The organism is Vibrio sp. YT-16 (genome assembly GCF_033337405.1).
Lineage (GTDB): Bacteria > Pseudomonadota > Gammaproteobacteria > Enterobacterales > Vibrionaceae > Vibrio > Vibrio alginolyticus.
Map to the genome: position 1 here is coordinate 373,018 of NZ_JAWOQQ010000004.1, position 17,325 is coordinate 390,342.

Here is a 17,325-nt window from a genome sequence, read left to right on the forward strand (position 1 = left end):
CGATATTGCTTACGGGCATAGTCACGGAAGATGTCAGTGGAAGCCCATCTGCTAGGTGCAGGAAGCGAAAATTGACTCAGTTACATAAAAAGGAAATATAGAAATGACAACGCCGAGTTGGGATTTGTCCATCGTTTATAACGACCTTTCTGACCCACGAATTCAAGACGATATTGCTCTTGTGGAACAATGTATTGATCTTTTGAATAAACAATCAGCAGATTGTGGCAACGTAGAGATCATGCAAAATGCGATTTTGACCAATGAAGCCGCGAGTCGTTTAGCGGGTACAGTTGCAAATTTTGCGAGTTGTTATGCTTCTGTTGATGCAACAAACGCCGAAGCGAAATCGTTACTTGGTAAAATGACCCGCATCTTTTCGGAGCTTTCCCAAGCGTTCAGTCCCTTTGATTTGACACTAACGCATGCCGACGAAGAGTTTATCTTGCGCGTGTTAGACCATGAGAATCCTGATATCAGTGGGCAAGCTTTTTCTATCTTGAATTCTAGAAAGTTGGCGGATACTCGTCTTAGCAACGCAGAAGAACAGTTACTGGCTGCGATGAGTGTGGATGGCAAATCGGCTTGGGGTAACCTATACGATAACCTGACTGGCTCATTGAAAGTGAAGCTTGAGTACACAGATGGTAATAGTGAAGAGCTTGGGTTTTCTCAAGCGGCAAGCATTCTTTATGGTTCTGAATTCGAGCGTCAAGAAGCCGCGTGGCGAGGCGTACAAGATGCAATGCAAACGCACCAAGAATCATTCGCTGCGATTTTGAATGCGTTAGCAGGATGGCGCTTAACTGAAAACAAAAAGCGTTCTACGAAGTGTGAAGTTCACTTCCTAGAGCCGAGTTTGCATGGTAGCCGAATCCAAGCTGAAACTTTAAATGCGATGATGACAGTCGCCAAAGACAGTCGAGCTATTGGTCAGAAAGCAGGTTTATTGATGGCGCAAGTACATGGTCTGGATGAGATGAAACCTTGGAATCATCTGGCGGCTATGCCTGCTTTGAGCGGTGAAGCGAAGGTTTACGACTTTGATGAAGCGATTGATGTTATTTGTGAAGCATTTGAAACAGTAAACCCTGAGATGTCGGAATTTGTCCGTTTGATGGTACAAAATGGTTGGATTGATGCCGCGCCAAATGCTAACAAGCGTCTTGGCGCATACTGCACCAAACTGCCAGCAACGCGAACACCACTTGTGTTTATGACTTGGAGTGGCAGCCGTTCAGACCTTATGACTCTGGCACATGAACTTGGCCATGCGTTCCATAACTGGGTTATTCGTGATTTGCCACTTTGCCAAACTTACTACCCAATGACGTTAGCAGAAACCGCCTCTATCTTTGCAGAAAACATCGTTCGTGATCATTTGATTTCGAAAGCTGAGAGCGTTGATGAAAAGCTCGAGATGTTGTGGGAAGAGTTGTCATCTGCGCTAGCTTTAATGATCAACATTCCGGTTCGCTACGAGTTTGAAAAATCGTTTTATGAACGCCGCCAGGATGGAGAGTTAACCGCAGATGAATTCTGTGAGTTGATGTCAGAAACTTGGAAAGAATGGTATGGCGACGTAATGAGCGAACCGGATCCGTACTTCTGGGCAAGCAAGCTGCACTTTTCTATTGATAGCGTGAGCTTTTATAACTACCCATACCTATTTGGTTTCTTGTTTAGCAAGGGTATCTATGCACAGCGAGAAACCAAAGGCGAAGCGTTTTACACCGATTACATCAATTTGCTGCGCGATACAGGCTGCATGATGGCGGAAGATGTCGTCGAAAAGCATCTGTCGATGGATTTAACCCAGCCAACGTTTTGGCAGCAGAGTGTTGAGCTAGTGCGTGAAAAAGTCGATGAGTTTGAGCGTTTGCTCGCACAGCGCGGCTAAGTTTTTCGCAGTGTTGATGCATAATCTGCTTTATAGCTACAAAAATTTGATCAAATCATAATGATCTTAATCAGGGCTGTGGTAAAGTTCACAGCCCTAACACTTTGTAATTGTTTGAAAATTAAACGCCTCAATGCTTGATTTGAGTGCCTGGCGCGAAAAGGCATCGGATTTTCGAGGGAAATAGTGATTTCTACTCATAAGTGAGATCGCAGCAACAAAAATCCTTTGTACAATTTATTAACATATCCGCCGTGCTATTAAGGAGTAACGCATGACGAAGTCTCTCTTTCGCCAATCGTTTTTAACTGACACGTTAGATGTTCATATTGATGTTGCACCAGCGGAGCAGGTGCTTTCTAGCGGTGTAAAACTTAAACTCTATCAGCGTGGTGTATTAGAAGTAATCCCTGCGAATTATACTCAGGATACGAAGAACATCATCATCTCTTGTGGGGTTCACGGAGATGAAACCGCACCGATGGAGCTGGTGGATTCCATTATTCAAGACATAGAATCTGGGTTCCAGACGGTCGATACCCGTTGTCTGTTCATTATCGCTCACCCAGAATCCACTCTGGCGCACACGCGATTCCTTGAAGAAAACCTCAACCGTCTGTTTGACGAAAAAGAACACAAACAGACAAAAGAGCTTGTTATCGCCGATACGCTTAAGCTGCTTGTTCGAGATTTTTATCAGGATACCGACCCGATAACACGCTGGCACCTTGATTTACACTGCGCGATTAGAGGCTCGAAGCACTATACGTTTGCAGTAAGTCCTAAGACTCGTCATCCTGTGCGCAGCAAGGCATTGATCGATTTCTTGGACAGTGCACACATTGAAGCTGTGCTCCTGTCAAACTCACCATCGAGTACGTTTAGCTGGTACAGTGCCGAGAACTTTGGTGCGCAGGCTCTCACGATGGAGCTTGGACGCGTGGCTCGTATTGGTGAAAATGACCTCGATAAACTGACCGCGTTTGATTTGTCTTTACGTAATTTGATTGCGGAAACGAAGCCAGAACACCTACCAAAACCATGCATTAAGTATCGCGTAAGTCGCACAATCGTTCGTTTGAACGAAGACTTTGGCTTTATGTTCGACGACAATGTTGAAAACTTCACCTCATTTGTTCACGGCGAAGTGTTTGGTCATGATGGCGACAAACCATTAATGGCGAAGAATGAAAACGAAGCGATTGTCTTCCCGAACCGCCACGTCGCAATAGGTCAACGTGCAGCTCTGATGGTTTGTGAAGTGAAAACCCGTTTTGAAGAGGGTGAGTTGGTTTACGATTAATCCAACATTGCTTTGAGAAGTTAATTGCAATTTACCGAGGCTTAACTGTAAGGTTAAGCCTCGTTTGTTTTTATCGGTCGCTATGGATTTTCAACAACTTATCCTGAACAAGGAACGACGCTGGCAACGTAACCTGATGGTTATGTCGATCGTCCTCGCTGTACTCTCTGCCATTCACTTGATGGTCGGAGAAATTTTCCTTTCTCCTTTTCAATCCTTATCTGCATTTGAACAGAAGCTATTGGTGGACTTGCGTTTACCGAGGTTAGTGTCCGCGGCAATTATTGGTGCTGCGTTAGCGGTATCTGGCGCGACGTTACAAGTGTTGCTTGGGAACGTGTTGGCTGAACCTGGCGTGCTCGGTATATCTGGTGGTGCAAGCTTAGCAATGGTCTTAATCATGTTCGCGTCACCTGTTCTTCCTACCCCGATTGTTTTTATGTTGGCAGCGATTGCAGGCTCGATGGTCTTCACGTTTGTTTTGGTGGCGATAGCAAGGGCAATGCACCTGACGACGGCTCGATTGCTTTTGGTTGGGGTCGCATTGGGTATTTTATCGAGCGCGATTGTGACGTGGGCTTTTTACTTTAGTGATGATCTTAGCTTACGCCAACTGATGTATTGGTTAATGGGCAGTATTGGCGGTGCGAGTTGGTATCAACATACCGTTACCTTGGTGATGTTACCGGTGCTTACCTGGTTATGTTGTAAAGGCAAATCGCTTGATAGATTGATGCTGGGTGAGATTCATGCGACCCAATTGGGTGTCGATGTGCATCAAATGCGTTGGAAACTGATCCTCGCCATTTCTGTTTTGGTGGGTAGTTCAGTCGCTTTGGGTGGCATCATCAGTTTTGTTGGTTTGGTGGTGCCGCACTTGTTGCGTTTGGCTTTTGGTACGGAAAACCGTTATTTATTGCCACTTTCTGCAATATCTGGTGCTGCGTTGCTTGTATTTGCTGACATCGGCGCAAGACTGTTATTGGACTCCGCAGAGTTACCTTTAGGTGTCATGACAACATCGATTGGCGCACCTATTTTCATCTGGATGCTGGTGAAGAGTCATGATGCACGTTAAACATATGTCGGTTGGTAGTCGATTATTGCCTCTTTCTTTTGAATGCAAAGCTGGCGAAATCGTACATATCGTTGGGCCTAATGGTTCCGGTAAGAGTACTTTATTGGCTGCGATTTCTGGTACGTTAAGTCACCGAGACGGTATGAGTGGTGAAGTGTACGTTGGCAACAAAAACTTGCTTACTTTACCGTTGTCAGAGCAAGCTCATGTTCGAGGTTATTTGTGTCAGCAATCGCGCCCAGCGTTTAATGTTGATGTGTTTCAGTATCTCGCTTTATCTCTGCCAAGTGGTGCTGAGATTGCGGATATCAAAGTGCGTGATGCCGTCAATATGGTGGTGGAGCTGGTACAACTGCAAGATAAGCTTCATCGCAGTATTCAAACATTATCCGGTGGTGAGTGGCAGCGTGTCCGATTAGCAGGTGTATGTTTGCAGGTGTGGCGTACCATTAATCCTTTTTCGCAGTTTTTAATTTTGGATGAGCCAGCAGCACCGTTAGATATTGCGCAAGAGGGTCTGCTCTATCAATTGATTAACGCTATGGCGGCGCAGGGAATTGGAGTATTGGTTGCTAATCACGATCTCAATCGCACATTAAAGCACGCAGATAAAGTATTGCTGCTTAACAACGGTGTGCTGCACTCATCAGGAAGTGCCGATACTGTGCTAACGGAAGAAGCTCTCGGGGAAGTGTTCAATACTCAAGTCAAAAAGGTCATCGTAGATGAGCAACCTTATTTAATCTTTGATTAGTATTTAGGGACAATAAAAAAACGACCTACTTGAGGTCGTTTTTTTAATCGAGAAAGCCAAACTCAACGCTTACTGAGTTAGCGGTTTTAGATCTGCTGGGCGGTAGTAAACAGATTTGAGTACTTTGCCTTTACGAATGGTTTTACCTTCCGATACGAAATCTTCGGCGCATTTCGCGATGATGTATTCACCTTTCTGCACCGCCATCAACTTGATGCCTTGTTCCGCGTAGAATGCTTCTGTTTCTGAGTACTCTTGCTCGTTACGGCATACTTTGCTCATGTTGCTTGAATGTACTTCATCCCAGCAAGGAATAAACTCGATACCACGGTTTACCGCAACGTTTAATAGAAGATCAATTAAGTAGCTGATCGCCAGGTTGTCTTCTACTTTGCTGTGGCCAAGATGAACGAGACGGCCCATTAATACATACACGCTGTCTACGATGGCATCTGCTTGCTCAGTTTTACAATCTGCTTCTGCTAGCTCTGTTAGCTCTTCGATCGCCAAAGAGGTGTGTAGTGTGTCTGCTTGCGTATCAAGGCTTGCAGCGTCTGCGACTGGTAAGTCGAACGTACTACGGAACTCGGTGATATCACGGTATAAGTGATCAAAAATCTCTTGGGTTAGCTTTGACAGTTGCATTCTAATTTCCATTGAATCGATTGAAGCGGCAATGATACCAAACCGCACTTTGAACCCCAAGGGCATTGCATCTAACTGGTGATAAATCTGCCTTTGGGAATGGTGGTGCTTAACGAAATAGGTAAGGGAACAGCTTTTTACGTTCTTCCTCTGAAAGGGAGGAAACACGAGCGATGTTTGTATCGGGAATGGATTCAGGATCAGGATAGTGTTTTAGTACCTTTTCCATACTCTCTTCGCGAATCAAATGGAAGATTGGGTAAGGAGAACGATTGGTCAGGTTTTCGTCGTCTTCAGGCCTTGCGCCGCCAAAACAGTAATCCGGATGGAAAGTCGCTACTTGGAAAATGCCTTCCCAGTTTTGCTGCTTAATTAATCCTTCAACCCAATCGATACAAAAGTTGTAGTCCCAGAAATCTTGTAGCATGTTGGGAACCACAACCAACGTGGTCTCAAGTTGTTCGGGCTCTGTGTTACTCAGCTCAATCAGTTGCAATAAAATATCTTCAAGAAGCGCTTCTTCTTGAGTCGCTTCACTAACAAAGATTTTGATTTGTTTATTACGTTGCGGTTTGGCAGCAAACGGACAAAGGTTGAGTCCGATTACCACATCGTTGAGCCATTGATCGACCTGTTGAGTGATCGCTTCGATATCTGTGTTTTGTGTTGAACGCGTTGACATACGACTTTCTGGTTTTTATTAAAGTAGCCCAAGCATAGCAGAGTTGGTTATCTAAGTAACCAGAGAGGTATTACGCAAATGAGCGTACCTTAGCTACTCTTTAAACTCGCCGCGTCAGGTGTTTGGTCAGTGTGCTTTCTTTCGGCAATGTGTTTCAGATACGCAATTGCAGCAAACATTGCTAGGTAGACTGCGCTTCCCCCCATAAGAACACTCGACCAACCACCATGTTGCCAACAATAAAGAAGTAAGAATCCTCCCAAACTACCGCCTACATAGTAGTGTACTAAGTAGAGCGCTGTCGCGGTGGCTTTGGCGCGAGTGGCATTCTGACCGACCCAACCGTAGGCGAGGGTATGAGTAAAGAAGGCACCAAAACTTATCAGCAACAATCCAACTAGCATTGCAGTCAAGCTTTCAACCGCCGCAATCCACATCCCCGTCATGCTCACTATCGCGCCTAAGAACATACCGAGGATTGATGAATAACGTTTACTCCAGTGGCCTGCGCAACGAGAGGAGAAAGTCCCTCCCAAGTAACAAATAAATATCAGTGAGGCCAACCCGACGGGCACATTGTGAGGTTCACTCACCAGACGGAAACCCATGACGGAGTATAGGTTGACGAACAAAGCAAAGTTAAGTCCTCCTATCAGCATCGCGAACCACACGCGTTGGTTTTTAAAATGACCAATAAGCGCACGATTTTGATGGCGTAAGCTGTTTGATGACGGAGTGAAGTTGCGCTGTGTTGGCAATAAATAGTGAACGCCAATGACACCAAGAAGAGTGAACACCATCATAACTTCAATGGCGACATCAACACTGAAATTGTCCGCCAATAAGCCGCCGCTAATACGCCCTGCAATACCGCCTAATGAGTTAGCCGCAATGTACGTTCCAATTGCCATCGAGAAAGCGTGCTTGTCGAGCTCTTCTGCCATGTAAGCCACGGCGACCGCAGCAAAAGCGGCGAGCGCGACACCGATCAGTGCTCGACATACCACCAAAAACAGGAATGAGTCACCAAACAGCATCAAAGCGGAAAGGGTAGGAATCGAAAACAGACCGGCCATCATGACTGGTTTTCGTCCCACTGATTCTGATAACACAGCCATTGGAACGAGGCTAAAAGAGAGAGCGAGTGTTGAGGCCGCAAATAACCAGTTCACTTGCGTTTCTGAGATCGTAAAAATTTGGGCAAAAGTGGGCAGCATTGGCTGTAGTAGGTATAAATTTGAAAAAACCAAGAAGGAACCAAGCGCTAGCGAGAGCGTAATGCGTTTGTATTCCGGTGTGCCAAAACTGACCATGAATCCTGCCTAATGTGAGCAAATGGAGAGACTGTGATCAATCTATCAGTTCGTTATAAATTAAAAAAATATATTAAAAATATGGACACCATATATTTTTGATCTAATGGAATCGAAACAACTTAAACATTTTCTGGCGGTCGCTGAACACGGAAACATTACCCATGCGGCGAAAGCCCTGCATATTGCCCAGCCCGCATTAAGCATTTCTATCAAAAAGTTTGAGCAGTCTTTGGGCGTTACCCTATTTCGCCGTGATGATAAAAAAATCAGCTTAACGAAAGAGGGCGAAACGTTATTTGTACATGCTAAGCGGGTGATTCAACAGTTGCACGACGCGCAGCTCGCGATTGATGAGTTGAAAGGTTTAGCGAAAGGCGAAGTAAGACTAGGGACGCCATCAATGATGGGCAGTTATTTCTTTCCACGAATTGTGATGGCGTTTAAAAGCCAATTCCCTGAGTTAAAATTGACCTTGGTCGAAGCTGGAACTCAATCGATTCGTCGTATGCTGCTCAATGGTCAACTCGATATTGGTGTGATCAGTTGTGATAATGTGCCTGATGATCTAGAAACTGACCATTTGTTTACTAGCCAAATGGTCGCAGTTGTTTCACCTGAGCATGAGTTAGCCCAGCGACACGCTCTTACTTTTGATGAGTTCTTTGAACACGATTTGGTTATGTTTCAGCATGGCTATTTTCACCGCGAATTTTTGGATCAGGTGAGTGAGGAGCATGGGTTTACCATGAAGTCATCATTCGAGACCAACTTACTGCCTTTGATTTTGAGTATTGTAAAACAAGAGTTTGCGATTACCGCGTTACTGGAATTGGTGACTCAACATGAGTCGGGCGTTGTTGGCTTACCGTTTGAACCACCAGTGACGCTGGATCTGGCACTTGCTTGGCGCAAGCAGGGGTATTTATCAATAGCAGATCGAACGTTTATCGACTTTATCAAGCGCTACGTTTAAACGCAGCGCAGATTCATCGTCCGAGCACTAGTCGCCTTTGTACATCTTCTCGAAGTTCTTTGGGTTCCAGCCAATCATTACCCGATCACCAATTTTTAAAACTGGCACTGAACGAGCACCAAGCGCATCAAGTTCTTTGCGACCGCGTTGCATCTTAGCATTGCACAAACGATAGTTAATATTTTTCGAATCCAGATAACGTTGAGCATCTTTGCAGTGAGGGCATTTGTCTTTGACGTAAAGGACGACACGTTTCATTGAGTTTCTCTCCATTATCATTGGGAGGCGAAGTTTAACGGCCTTTCACCATAAATGAAAGGCGAAAGCTAAGGTGAAACTGTCCTTTATCTCAGGTATATTGAGCGCCTTTATTTTGTCATAACAGACGTTAACTCTATGCATCCGTCACTTCGATACATTCAAGGCTACCCACAAAACATCGTAGAGCAGGTGAGCTCATTGATAGCGAGTGGCAAGTTTGTTCCTTGGTTCGAAAAGCGTTATCCCGATAGGCACCAAATCAAAAGCGAAAGGGCGCTCTATGAGTACGCCATGGCAATCAAAAATCGCTACATGAAGAAAGCCGCGCCAATCAGTAAAGTTGTCTACGATAAGAAAATTCACGCGGTAAACAATGCGCTTGGTTTGCACAGTGTAATCAGTAGAAACCATGGTGGTAAGCTTAAGTCGAAAAACGAGATTCGCATTGCCAATGTATTTAAAGATGCGCCCGAGCCACTATTAAGAATGCTGGTGGTACATGAGTTGGCACATACTCGTGAGAAAAACCACGACAAGGCGTTCTATCAGTTATGTTGCTGCATGGAGCCTGAGTATCACCAACTCGAATTTGATGCTCGTTTGTTTATGATTTACCTCGATTTAAAAGCGAATTTGAATGAAGAACAATAATCACAACGCGAAGCAAGCAAAGCCAAAGGCTTCAAAGGCGGCTCAGAATACAGACGCGAATAAAGCCAAGCCGAAGCGTGTTAAAGACAAAGTTGCGCGCAAATCCTCGCAGCCTGCAGGAAAGAGCGAAGTCGAGTTCATAAAAATAGCGAAGAATGGTTTGCATGAGCGTAATGTTCATCGAGGTCGTTACGATTTTAAAAAACTCGTGGAAAGTGAACCACAGTTAAAGCCATTCGTTATCAAAAATCCGAAAGGGGAAGACTCCATAAACTTCTCTGATCCTAATGCTGTTAAAATGCTCAATAAAGCATTGCTTGCTGCGTATTATGGTATCGAGTTCTGGGACATTCCCGACACCTACCTTTGCCCACCGATTCCGGGCCGCGCTGATTACATTCACCGAGTGGCAGAACTACTTGATGGTGAAGTAAAAGGTCAGTACGCGCACCAAAAAGTGAAAGCGTTGGACATTGGCGTGGGAGCAAACTGTATTTATCCGATTGTTGGTGTAACAAAATACGGTTGGCACTATACGGGCAGCGATGTCGATCCAAAATCCATCCAATCGGCTCAAACGATCGTAGAGCACAATCGTGTTTTGACGGGAAAAATTGCACTGGTACAGCAATACAATGATGCCAATATTTATCGAGGTATCATTCAACCGAATGATCGTTATGATGTGACGACATGTAATCCGCCATTCCACCGTTCGGCGGAAGATGCCGCTATGGGCAGCCAGCGTAAAATCGATAATCTAAAAGCAAACCAGCGCAAGAAAGGGCTAAAACCTCAAACCGCACAAGTAAAGACAAGTAAACCTGCGTTGAATTTTGGCGGTCAAAACGCTGAATTGTGGTGTGAAGGCGGAGAAGCGGCGTTTATCCGAAAAATGGCGAATGAAAGCCAAGCTTTTGCCGCGCAGGTCTTGTGGTTTACAACACTTATATCCAAAAAAGACAACGTTCGCCCGATGCGTAAGCAGCTTGAAAAATTGGGTGTGAAAGCCGTTCGTGTGGTTGAAATGAGTCAAGGGCAGAAAGTGAGCCGCTTTGTAGCTTGGTCATACATGGATAAGCAACAGCGCAGAGCATGGATTGAACTCAAGTAACGTTGACCGTTTCACACTGAACAATAAAGTAGGAAGCCCGCTGATATCAGCGGGCTTCTATTTTGGGAGATCTAAAACTTAATGATGGGCTCACAATCTAGTGAACTGAGAGAGACAAAAGTATCTGTTTTGGCATAGTACAAGCCACAGGTTTCACCTCTTATCTGCAACGTATATTGGTCTGGAAGATCCGCATAGCTGCCATCCAACAGTTGATTGTTGTTCCCTTTTACTCGTCCTTTTTCAATCAACAAATGCGGTGAGGATTCAAATACGTTATTTGCGATTCTAGGTGCTGGTGTCCCTTGGATTTCTGCGATCGCGTTTTGAATCTCTATGACTGTTTCCGGAGAGTTCTTTTTACTCAATGCTTCAACGGGTTCTTGTGACATAGCTTGGCATCCTATCAAAGAAATCGAAGTGCCTAAGAAAAGCGCAACCCGAATCAGCATTCGTAAAAAGTTAGTTGATCTCAACATGAATTGCCTCTGTTCGTAGCGGAGAGCGAAGATCGCTTAACTCCGGAGATGAAATGTTACGCGGCATGGCGTTGAAACTTGAAGGGGATACTGGCGGACAGGTTCCAGTTTCCATGTAGTTTAGTGCCGCAGAAAGCATACCTTCAGATGGATCGCCTAATGGTTTTGTTAGGTCGTCATTGACCCAGCAACCTTCCACTCTGTTGTTTAAGCCTAACTCGGTATTGATTTGGCTCTTTGGAGTAGGAATAAAACCATCAGCGAAGTCGCCAAATTTTTTCTCGTTCGCCGACTTGAACTGAATAGTGTAGTACATAGTGCCGCAGTTTTGTTCTGGTGAGAACCCATACGGTTTACCTGTGGTTGTTGAGCCTATTTGGATAACCTCCACATCAATGCCGCGCAAAGCGTTGATCAACAGTTCACTTGAGGAAGCCGTGCCTCCTGAAGTCAGTACATATACGCGCTTTTTGTTCAGTGTCGGAAGCACTTGGTCCGAATATTTCTGTGCTGCCCAGTCTATTGCTAGATTCGTAAAGCGATAGATGTTATCCCCATCTTTAATGGTACGCATCACTTTGTCATTATGAATCAACTCACTGAAGACTCGGTTCTGACCAGCACCGCTTAGCATGTAGCCTACTTGCGAGGACTGAAGGACTAAGCCACCGCCGTTGTAACGTAAATCAACGACGATCTCGTCAACATTCTCTGCTGAGAGCGTACTGAACGCCTCAATAAGCGGGGCTTGAGCGCTTGGTTCAAAGGAGTTGTATTGCAGATAGCCGATCCGCATACCATTTTGTGTAATCACTTTGGCATTTTTAACTGGAGAGGTCATGACATCAGAGGCGGTAAGCGTCACGGTTTTCTCTAGACCGCCAACACTCTCAAATGTGAAGGTGTAATCTTGATTGATGTCAGGGTTAAAGAGCGTTTTATTAATAAAATCAATGTCGGACTGACTACCGGTGTTAACCACATCAATATTATTGATTTTCAGAAGCTTATCACCACGAGCAATGCCGCTTCTATCAGCTGGCGAGGCTTCTTCAGTGTAGGAAATACGAACGTCTCGAGGTTGTACGCCACGTAGGAATGCCCAGTTAAAACCAAATCCAGCAACTAAACCGGATTGCGATGATTTCATATCATCCTCATAAGGGACGGTAAAATGGAAGCGATCTTTTGGTTTACCCGTCGCGGTAGTAGCAGAGGTGACCAGCGTATTGAAGTAATCAGTAACAGTTTTGTAGTTTGCTGGATTATTATCAGGAACCTCGTCATACCATAGATACGTTTCGTTAGTAAAAGCTCTTAAAAAGAGTTTTTCGTGTAATGCAGAGCCCAATTTATCTGGATAGGCGGCATAGTTGTCATATGGGTCCAGTCCGACGCGGGGCGTTTCACATTGGTTGATAAACGTTTTCGACGGTTGGCTAAAATCATGAACTTTCCACGTTGGACCGTTTGCACTGCTAGTGGACGGAGTAGGTGATGAGCTATCACCGCCACCACCGCCACAGCCTTGTAATAATGCGAGAGTGACTGCCGTTGCTAAAGAATACTTAAATTTCACTTTTCTATGTCCTTATAAATAATAGAATTATAATTATGTGTTTTGCTTTTGTTTTTATTAGCTAGGTGAATGTATTAATTTAATTTGTTCGTCTGCAAATTTATAGTTAAATAGTGTGAGGTAAATAACGTAAAAAAGTTGTCTTTTATACTTAAGCTAAATTAGTCATTACTTAAGTTTTCTGTCTATTTCAAAAGAGCTAACAAGACAATTAATAAGTGTGAAATTAAGACAAGTTCTTAGTTGACTAAGCGACGCTTGCTAAATAAAAAATCAGAATTAGATTCAGGAAACGCTTTGAATCAATAGTTTGGTAGGGATATATGATGTTATCTCGGGGGTGTTTGATTTATTTATCTGATGCTTTAACTTAATTTAGTGAGTTGAGCGACGTGCTTTAATAAGCTTCCGTCAATGTTAGGTAAATCATCAGCGAAAAATATCTGAGCACCGGGAGTGCAGCGCATTAATATATTTGTTAGTTCACCTTCATTGTTGGAAGTGTTAACTGCGTTAAGTTTCGCTAATTTATTACAAAGCTCGTCCTCTATTTGCACTTTCTGCTCTTCGGTGAGCCTAATGCGACCTATACATACGCCTGGGTTGATATCATGAGAAAGCGAATCTTGTTGAAATCGCTCTTTGAATAAGGTGTCTAATGCCGTACCTTCTTCCATAATAAATCGACGACCAGAACGGTAAAACAAGCCGTCTCCGAAGTTTTCGACATATCCTAGAATTTCCGCGATACGCAAATAGAATCGTAAGCTTGTATCAGAAAGTCCGTAAGTTTGGGCTATCTCTTGCGGTTTAATATCACGAGAAGTCAGCATATAAATAAAATCAAGTAAATAAGGATGCTCAACGAAAAGGGCGCTCTCTTCATCTGTTAGCATTTGCTCGTTTTGGTGCTGAAGCTCGTTGGCTAAGGTTGCGAGTTCGATGAGATCGGTATTCAGGTAGTTCAGATAAATAAGTACTTTATCCAAACCTAAAGCTGGATTATGTAGGTGGCGTTTAATACTAGATAAAGGGATGCCACTTTTCTCTGACAAGGAATTGTAGCAAAGCCCTTCTTCTTTAATCTTTTGTCGTAGCGCTGCAAGTAAAAACTTTGGTCCAACATTCATCCTTGAATATCACCTTATTCGTTATTCCGTTTACTGGCTGATATTTTGCCTTTCAAGCAGCAGGTTTCGAATCGCTGTGCCTGCTTCTAGAATGTGCTTTTTCAGTAGGTACTTGGCGCCTTCGATATCGCGATTTTGGCACATTTCAAACAAGCTTAAGTGCTCTTCTTCTGCCTTTTTAATGCCTGTAGTAAACAATAGCTGCATGCGTATGTATCGGTCACACTTTGTGTTCAGGTTGTAAATGACGTCCATAGTTTCAGGCATGTTGGCTGGCGCATATAGGGCTTTGTGGAACTCGTAGTTGTAGTTGCTCCATTCTTCTACTTCGTCGCCACTGTTCACTACTGACTCGAAACGTTCGCGAACTTCGCGCGCGCGTTCAAGGTCAGCGTCTGTCATATTTTGAATCGCGCGCTCTAAAATGTGGCATTCCACGACAGCGCGCAGTTCAAATAGCTCATTGATTTTCTCTGGAGATAGCTCAGTGACCGTCGCACCTTTGTGAGGTTCAAAGCTAACGAGTCCTTGTGCTTCCAATTGAACTAACGCTTCACGCACAGGAATTCGGCTAACATTAAACTCTTTTGCTAACGCATCTTGACGTAAAGGTTGACCAGTTTTTAACTCGCCCTTCAAGATCTGAGTTCGAATTGCTTCCTCAACGAGCTGAGTGCGCGTTTTAAAAACAGGTTTCTGTGACATTGAAGTCTCCCGTGAAATTAATATTGTATCCAATCCATTTTACTTTAGTAGTTTATTGTTTTTCTGGCACAAACCAACTAGGAAAGAAGGTTTTGAGAAGTAGAGTGAAATAAAAGGCATCAGTTGATGCCTTTTTGAGCCATTTGGTGGGCTTATTGGGACACACTGCCATCTATGGCGCGTTGGATACCCAGTGGGTTCGACGCTTTTAATGAATCCGGCAATAAAGATTCTGGCAAAGCTTGATAAGAGACCGGACGCAACCAACGATGAATAGCCTCCGCACCGACAGATGTTGAGGCAGAATTGGTTGAAGCCGGATACGGTCCACCATGAACCATAGCGTAACCAACCTCGACGCCAGTTGGCCAACCGTTGAATACAAGGCGTCCGGCGATTTCTTCCAAACTTGGAAGCAGTTGCTTGGCTTGTTCTTCGTCTTCAGCGGTAGCGTGAAGGGTTGCGGTGAGCGATCCAGTCAGTGAATCACTCAGTTTCAACATGTCATCGAAATCTTCACAGATTACGATTAACGATTGAGGACCAAATATTTCTTCCTCCCATTGCGGGTTTTCACGCCAGTTTTTACTGTCCGTCACGAACAGTGCTGGTGAGACATTGGTCGCTTCTGCTTGTTCAGAACGAGTGACGTTAATGCCTGTTTCGGAAGCTCGCTTATCCACTTCGGATTCATACGTTTCTCGGATTCCTTGCGTTAGCAAAGTGGCCGTTGATTGTTGTCGAATTAACCCTTGAGCGATTTCGATAAAGGCTTGCGTTTCTGGGCTATTCAAGACAAATACAACGCCTGGTTTTGTACAAAATTGTCCACAGCCCAAAGTCATAGAAGCCACAAATTCTTCAGCCAATGATGCGTTTGCCCGTATGGCTGAAGGGAGAATAAATGTTGGATTAATCGCCCCTAGTTCGCCATAGAAGGGGATTGGCTCTGGTCTTTGCTGGGCTAGATTGAACAGCGCACGGCCACCACCGACTGAACCTGTAAACCCAACCCCTTTAATTTTTGGATGGGTAACGAGTGCTTGGCCAAGTGCACGTTTGTTACCTTGCAATAGCGTGAAGATGGCTTGCGGTAAGCACTCTTTCTCAAGTGCAGCCTCAATACACTCAGCAACAAGTTGACTGGTGCCAGGGTGGGCGGTATGGCCTTTTACAATCACAGGACAGCCAGCTGCCAGTGCCGAAGCCGTATCACCACCTGCCGTAGAAAATGCGAGCGGAAAATTAGACGCACCAAACACGGCGACAGGGCCAATTGCGATTTGTTGACGGCGAATATCTGGTTTTGGCAGTGGTTGACGGTTTGGGTTTGGCGTATCGAAAATTGCTTGATGGTGATTACCCGATCTCACAACCTCGGCAAATAGTCTTAATTGGCTCGCGGTACGTCCTATTTCACCGCTTAAACGTGCTTCGGGAAGGGCAGTTTCTAAATGAGCACGAGCAACGATTTCTTCACTCTTCACTTCCAATTCAGAGGCGATAGAGCAAAGTAAGCTCGCTCGCTTTGCATTGCTTAGTTGGCGAAACTCACGCGCAACGCTTTGGGCGGCTGAGGAGGCTTGATTAACTTCTTGCTCTCCATGTACCGGAAACGCTATAGGTAGAGGCTCACCAGTAAAGGCGTTGACGGCGTAAAAAGTGGTTGGTTCTTGTGGGGTCATCATTCTTCCTTACTATCCTTATTACTTCACTTCAAATCCGTACGCATATGGGTCTTCATCGTCTACCCATATCGTGTTGTGACCGTATATTTGTGCCCATCCTTCAATGCTTGGCAAAATAGCGGCTTTGCCATTCACTTCGGTGATGCCTTCTATACGTCCTTGAAATAGGCTGCCGATGATACTTTCGTGAACAAAGTCTTCCCCTTGATTGAGTTTGCCTCTTGCATGCCATTGCGCCATACGTGCACTTGTTCCCGTACCACATGGCGAACGATCCAACGCTTTGTCGCCGTAAAACACAGCATTTCGGGCGGTGGCGTTTTCTTGAGTGGGCTCTCCGGTCCATAGCACGTGAGAAACACCGCACACTGTTGGATCTTTTGGATGTACGCACTCAACCGCTCGAGATACCGCTTCGCGAACTTTTGGTGAAAGCATCAAAATTTCATCTGGAGAGTAGTGTTCAAGTCCGGCGTAGTTTTCTTGAGGATCGACGATTACGTAATAGTTTCCGCCATAAGCAACATCGACAGTGAGCTCACCTAAGCCCTCTATGTCCACGGTTACGTCTTGGTGGGCAAGGTAAGCTGGTACGTTAAATATCTTCACCGACGTGACCTTGTCACCTTTTGTTTGGTAGTGCACTTCGATTTGTCCTGCTGGGACATCAAGTATCAAACGGCCTTCTTTTTTGGGAGTGATAAGGCGATTCTCGATAGCGGTAGTGACGGTTCCAATGGTGCCGTGGCCACACATTGGTAAGCAGCCACTGGTTTCAATAAACAGAATTGAAGCGTCTGCGTTATCGCTGCAAGGAGGCAAGACAACGGACCCCGACATCATTGAGTGTCCGCGAGGCTCAAACATGAGTGCCTGACGAATCCAATCATAATGCTCAAGAAAGTATTGGCGCTTTTCGCTCATGGTATTGCCTTCGAGTGGAGGCACACCGCCTGCTACCAGCCTAACTGGGTTGCCGCAGGTGTGGGCATCAATACAGAAAAAAGTTCCTTGTCTCATTTTTCGCTCCTTGCTGAAAAAATGGTTGAATTAAACAATAGTGATGT

The 17,325-nt window shown here is 44.8% G+C and carries 17 protein-coding genes; 7 read left to right on the top strand and 10 right to left on the bottom strand.

Annotated elements, in window-relative coordinates; translation table 11 throughout:
- Nucleotides 1-103 precede the first annotated feature (103 nt).
- From R7F07_RS10065 to btuD, 4 genes are all read left to right on the top strand, one after another.
- Nucleotides 104-1,900: a M3 family oligoendopeptidase gene (locus R7F07_RS10065; protein ID WP_171342704.1), complete on the top strand. Its 1,797-nt coding sequence runs from the start codon at nucleotides 104-106 to the stop codon at nucleotides 1,898-1,900.
- A gap of 274 nt (nucleotides 1,901-2,174) precedes the next feature.
- Complete coding sequence (locus tag R7F07_RS10070) at nucleotides 2,175-3,203, top strand: succinylglutamate desuccinylase (RefSeq protein WP_171342703.1); 1,029 nt, start codon at nucleotides 2,175-2,177, stop codon at nucleotides 3,201-3,203.
- Between the two features lie 82 nt (nucleotides 3,204-3,285).
- Nucleotides 3,286-4,281 carry a vitamin B12 ABC transporter permease BtuC gene (gene btuC, locus R7F07_RS10075; protein WP_171342702.1) on the top strand — a complete coding sequence of 332 codons (996 nt, stop codon included), beginning with the start codon at nucleotides 3,286-3,288 and terminating at the stop codon, nucleotides 4,279-4,281.
- Nucleotides 4,268-5,035 carry a vitamin B12 ABC transporter ATP-binding protein BtuD gene (gene btuD / locus R7F07_RS10080; RefSeq protein WP_017820884.1) on the top strand — a complete coding sequence of 256 codons (768 nt, stop codon included), beginning with the start codon at nucleotides 4,268-4,270 and terminating at the stop codon, nucleotides 5,033-5,035. Before btuC ends, btuD begins: the two co-directional genes overlap by 14 nt.
- Before the next feature lie 69 nt (nucleotides 5,036-5,104).
- On the opposite strand, the gene R7F07_RS10085 is transcribed toward btuD, so the two are convergent.
- The 3 genes from R7F07_RS10085 to R7F07_RS10095 form a co-directional block, all read right to left on the bottom strand.
- Nucleotides 5,105-5,680: a nucleoside triphosphate pyrophosphohydrolase family protein gene (locus R7F07_RS10085; RefSeq protein WP_005377875.1), complete on the bottom strand. Its 576-nt coding sequence runs from the start codon at nucleotides 5,678-5,680 to the stop codon at nucleotides 5,105-5,107.
- 109 nt (nucleotides 5,681-5,789) lie between these two features.
- Nucleotides 5,790-6,362 (bottom strand): DUF1415 domain-containing protein, encoded by a 573-nt coding sequence (locus R7F07_RS10090; protein WP_053306933.1) that lies wholly within the window; start codon nucleotides 6,360-6,362, stop codon nucleotides 5,790-5,792.
- Between the two features lie 89 nt (nucleotides 6,363-6,451).
- Nucleotides 6,452-7,675 carry an MFS transporter gene (locus R7F07_RS10095; RefSeq protein ID WP_053306932.1) on the bottom strand — a complete coding sequence of 408 codons (1,224 nt, stop codon included), beginning with the start codon at nucleotides 7,673-7,675 and terminating at the stop codon, nucleotides 6,452-6,454.
- A gap of 106 nt (nucleotides 7,676-7,781) precedes the next feature.
- On the opposite strand from R7F07_RS10095, the gene R7F07_RS10100 reads away from it, so the two are divergent.
- The gene (locus R7F07_RS10100) at nucleotides 7,782-8,651 is read left to right on the top strand and encodes a LysR family transcriptional regulator (protein ID WP_005389786.1); all 870 of its coding nucleotides are present in this window, start codon (nucleotides 7,782-7,784) and stop codon (nucleotides 8,649-8,651) included.
- A 27-nt stretch (nucleotides 8,652-8,678) separates the two neighbouring features.
- On the opposite strand, the gene R7F07_RS10105 is transcribed toward R7F07_RS10100, so the two are convergent.
- A complete protein-coding gene (locus R7F07_RS10105) occupies nucleotides 8,679-8,909 on the bottom strand; it encodes a glutaredoxin family protein (RefSeq protein ID WP_005377871.1) in 231 nt (76 codons plus the stop codon).
- A 138-nt stretch (nucleotides 8,910-9,047) separates the two neighbouring features.
- On the opposite strand from R7F07_RS10105, the gene R7F07_RS10110 reads away from it, so the two are divergent.
- Nucleotides 9,048-9,563: a M48 family metallopeptidase gene (locus tag R7F07_RS10110; RefSeq protein ID WP_047100699.1), complete on the top strand. Its 516-nt coding sequence runs from the start codon at nucleotides 9,048-9,050 to the stop codon at nucleotides 9,561-9,563.
- Nucleotides 9,550-10,677, top strand: a complete 1,128-nt coding sequence (rlmF, locus tag R7F07_RS10115; RefSeq protein WP_170893855.1) for a 23S rRNA (adenine(1618)-N(6))-methyltransferase RlmF — start codon at nucleotides 9,550-9,552, stop codon at nucleotides 10,675-10,677. The genes R7F07_RS10110 and rlmF overlap by 14 nt, the downstream gene beginning before the upstream one ends.
- Nucleotides 10,678-10,748: 71 nt before the next feature.
- On the opposite strand, the gene R7F07_RS10120 is transcribed toward rlmF, so the two are convergent.
- From R7F07_RS10120 to R7F07_RS10145, 6 genes are all read right to left on the bottom strand, one after another.
- Nucleotides 10,749-11,069 (bottom strand): hypothetical protein, encoded by a 321-nt coding sequence (locus R7F07_RS10120; RefSeq protein WP_052484232.1) that lies wholly within the window; start codon nucleotides 11,067-11,069, stop codon nucleotides 10,749-10,751.
- A gap of 70 nt (nucleotides 11,070-11,139) precedes the next feature.
- Nucleotides 11,140-12,735, bottom strand: coding sequence for a S41 family peptidase (locus R7F07_RS10125; protein WP_025766760.1), 1,596 nt, complete (start codon nucleotides 12,733-12,735; stop codon nucleotides 11,140-11,142).
- Nucleotides 12,736-13,100: 365 nt separating this feature from the next.
- Nucleotides 13,101-13,865: a hypothetical protein gene (locus R7F07_RS10130; RefSeq protein WP_005377865.1), complete on the bottom strand. Its 765-nt coding sequence runs from the start codon at nucleotides 13,863-13,865 to the stop codon at nucleotides 13,101-13,103.
- A gap of 30 nt (nucleotides 13,866-13,895) precedes the next feature.
- Nucleotides 13,896-14,570 (bottom strand): GntR family transcriptional regulator, encoded by a 675-nt coding sequence (locus R7F07_RS10135; protein WP_005377862.1) that lies wholly within the window; start codon nucleotides 14,568-14,570, stop codon nucleotides 13,896-13,898.
- A 152-nt stretch (nucleotides 14,571-14,722) separates the two neighbouring features.
- Nucleotides 14,723-16,255 carry an aldehyde dehydrogenase (NADP(+)) gene (locus tag R7F07_RS10140; RefSeq protein ID WP_171342760.1) on the bottom strand — a complete coding sequence of 511 codons (1,533 nt, stop codon included), beginning with the start codon at nucleotides 16,253-16,255 and terminating at the stop codon, nucleotides 14,723-14,725.
- 21 nt (nucleotides 16,256-16,276) lie between these two features.
- Nucleotides 16,277-17,278, bottom strand: a complete 1,002-nt coding sequence (locus R7F07_RS10145; RefSeq protein WP_171342701.1) for a 4-hydroxyproline epimerase — start codon at nucleotides 17,276-17,278, stop codon at nucleotides 16,277-16,279.
- Nucleotides 17,279-17,325 lie beyond the last annotated feature (47 nt).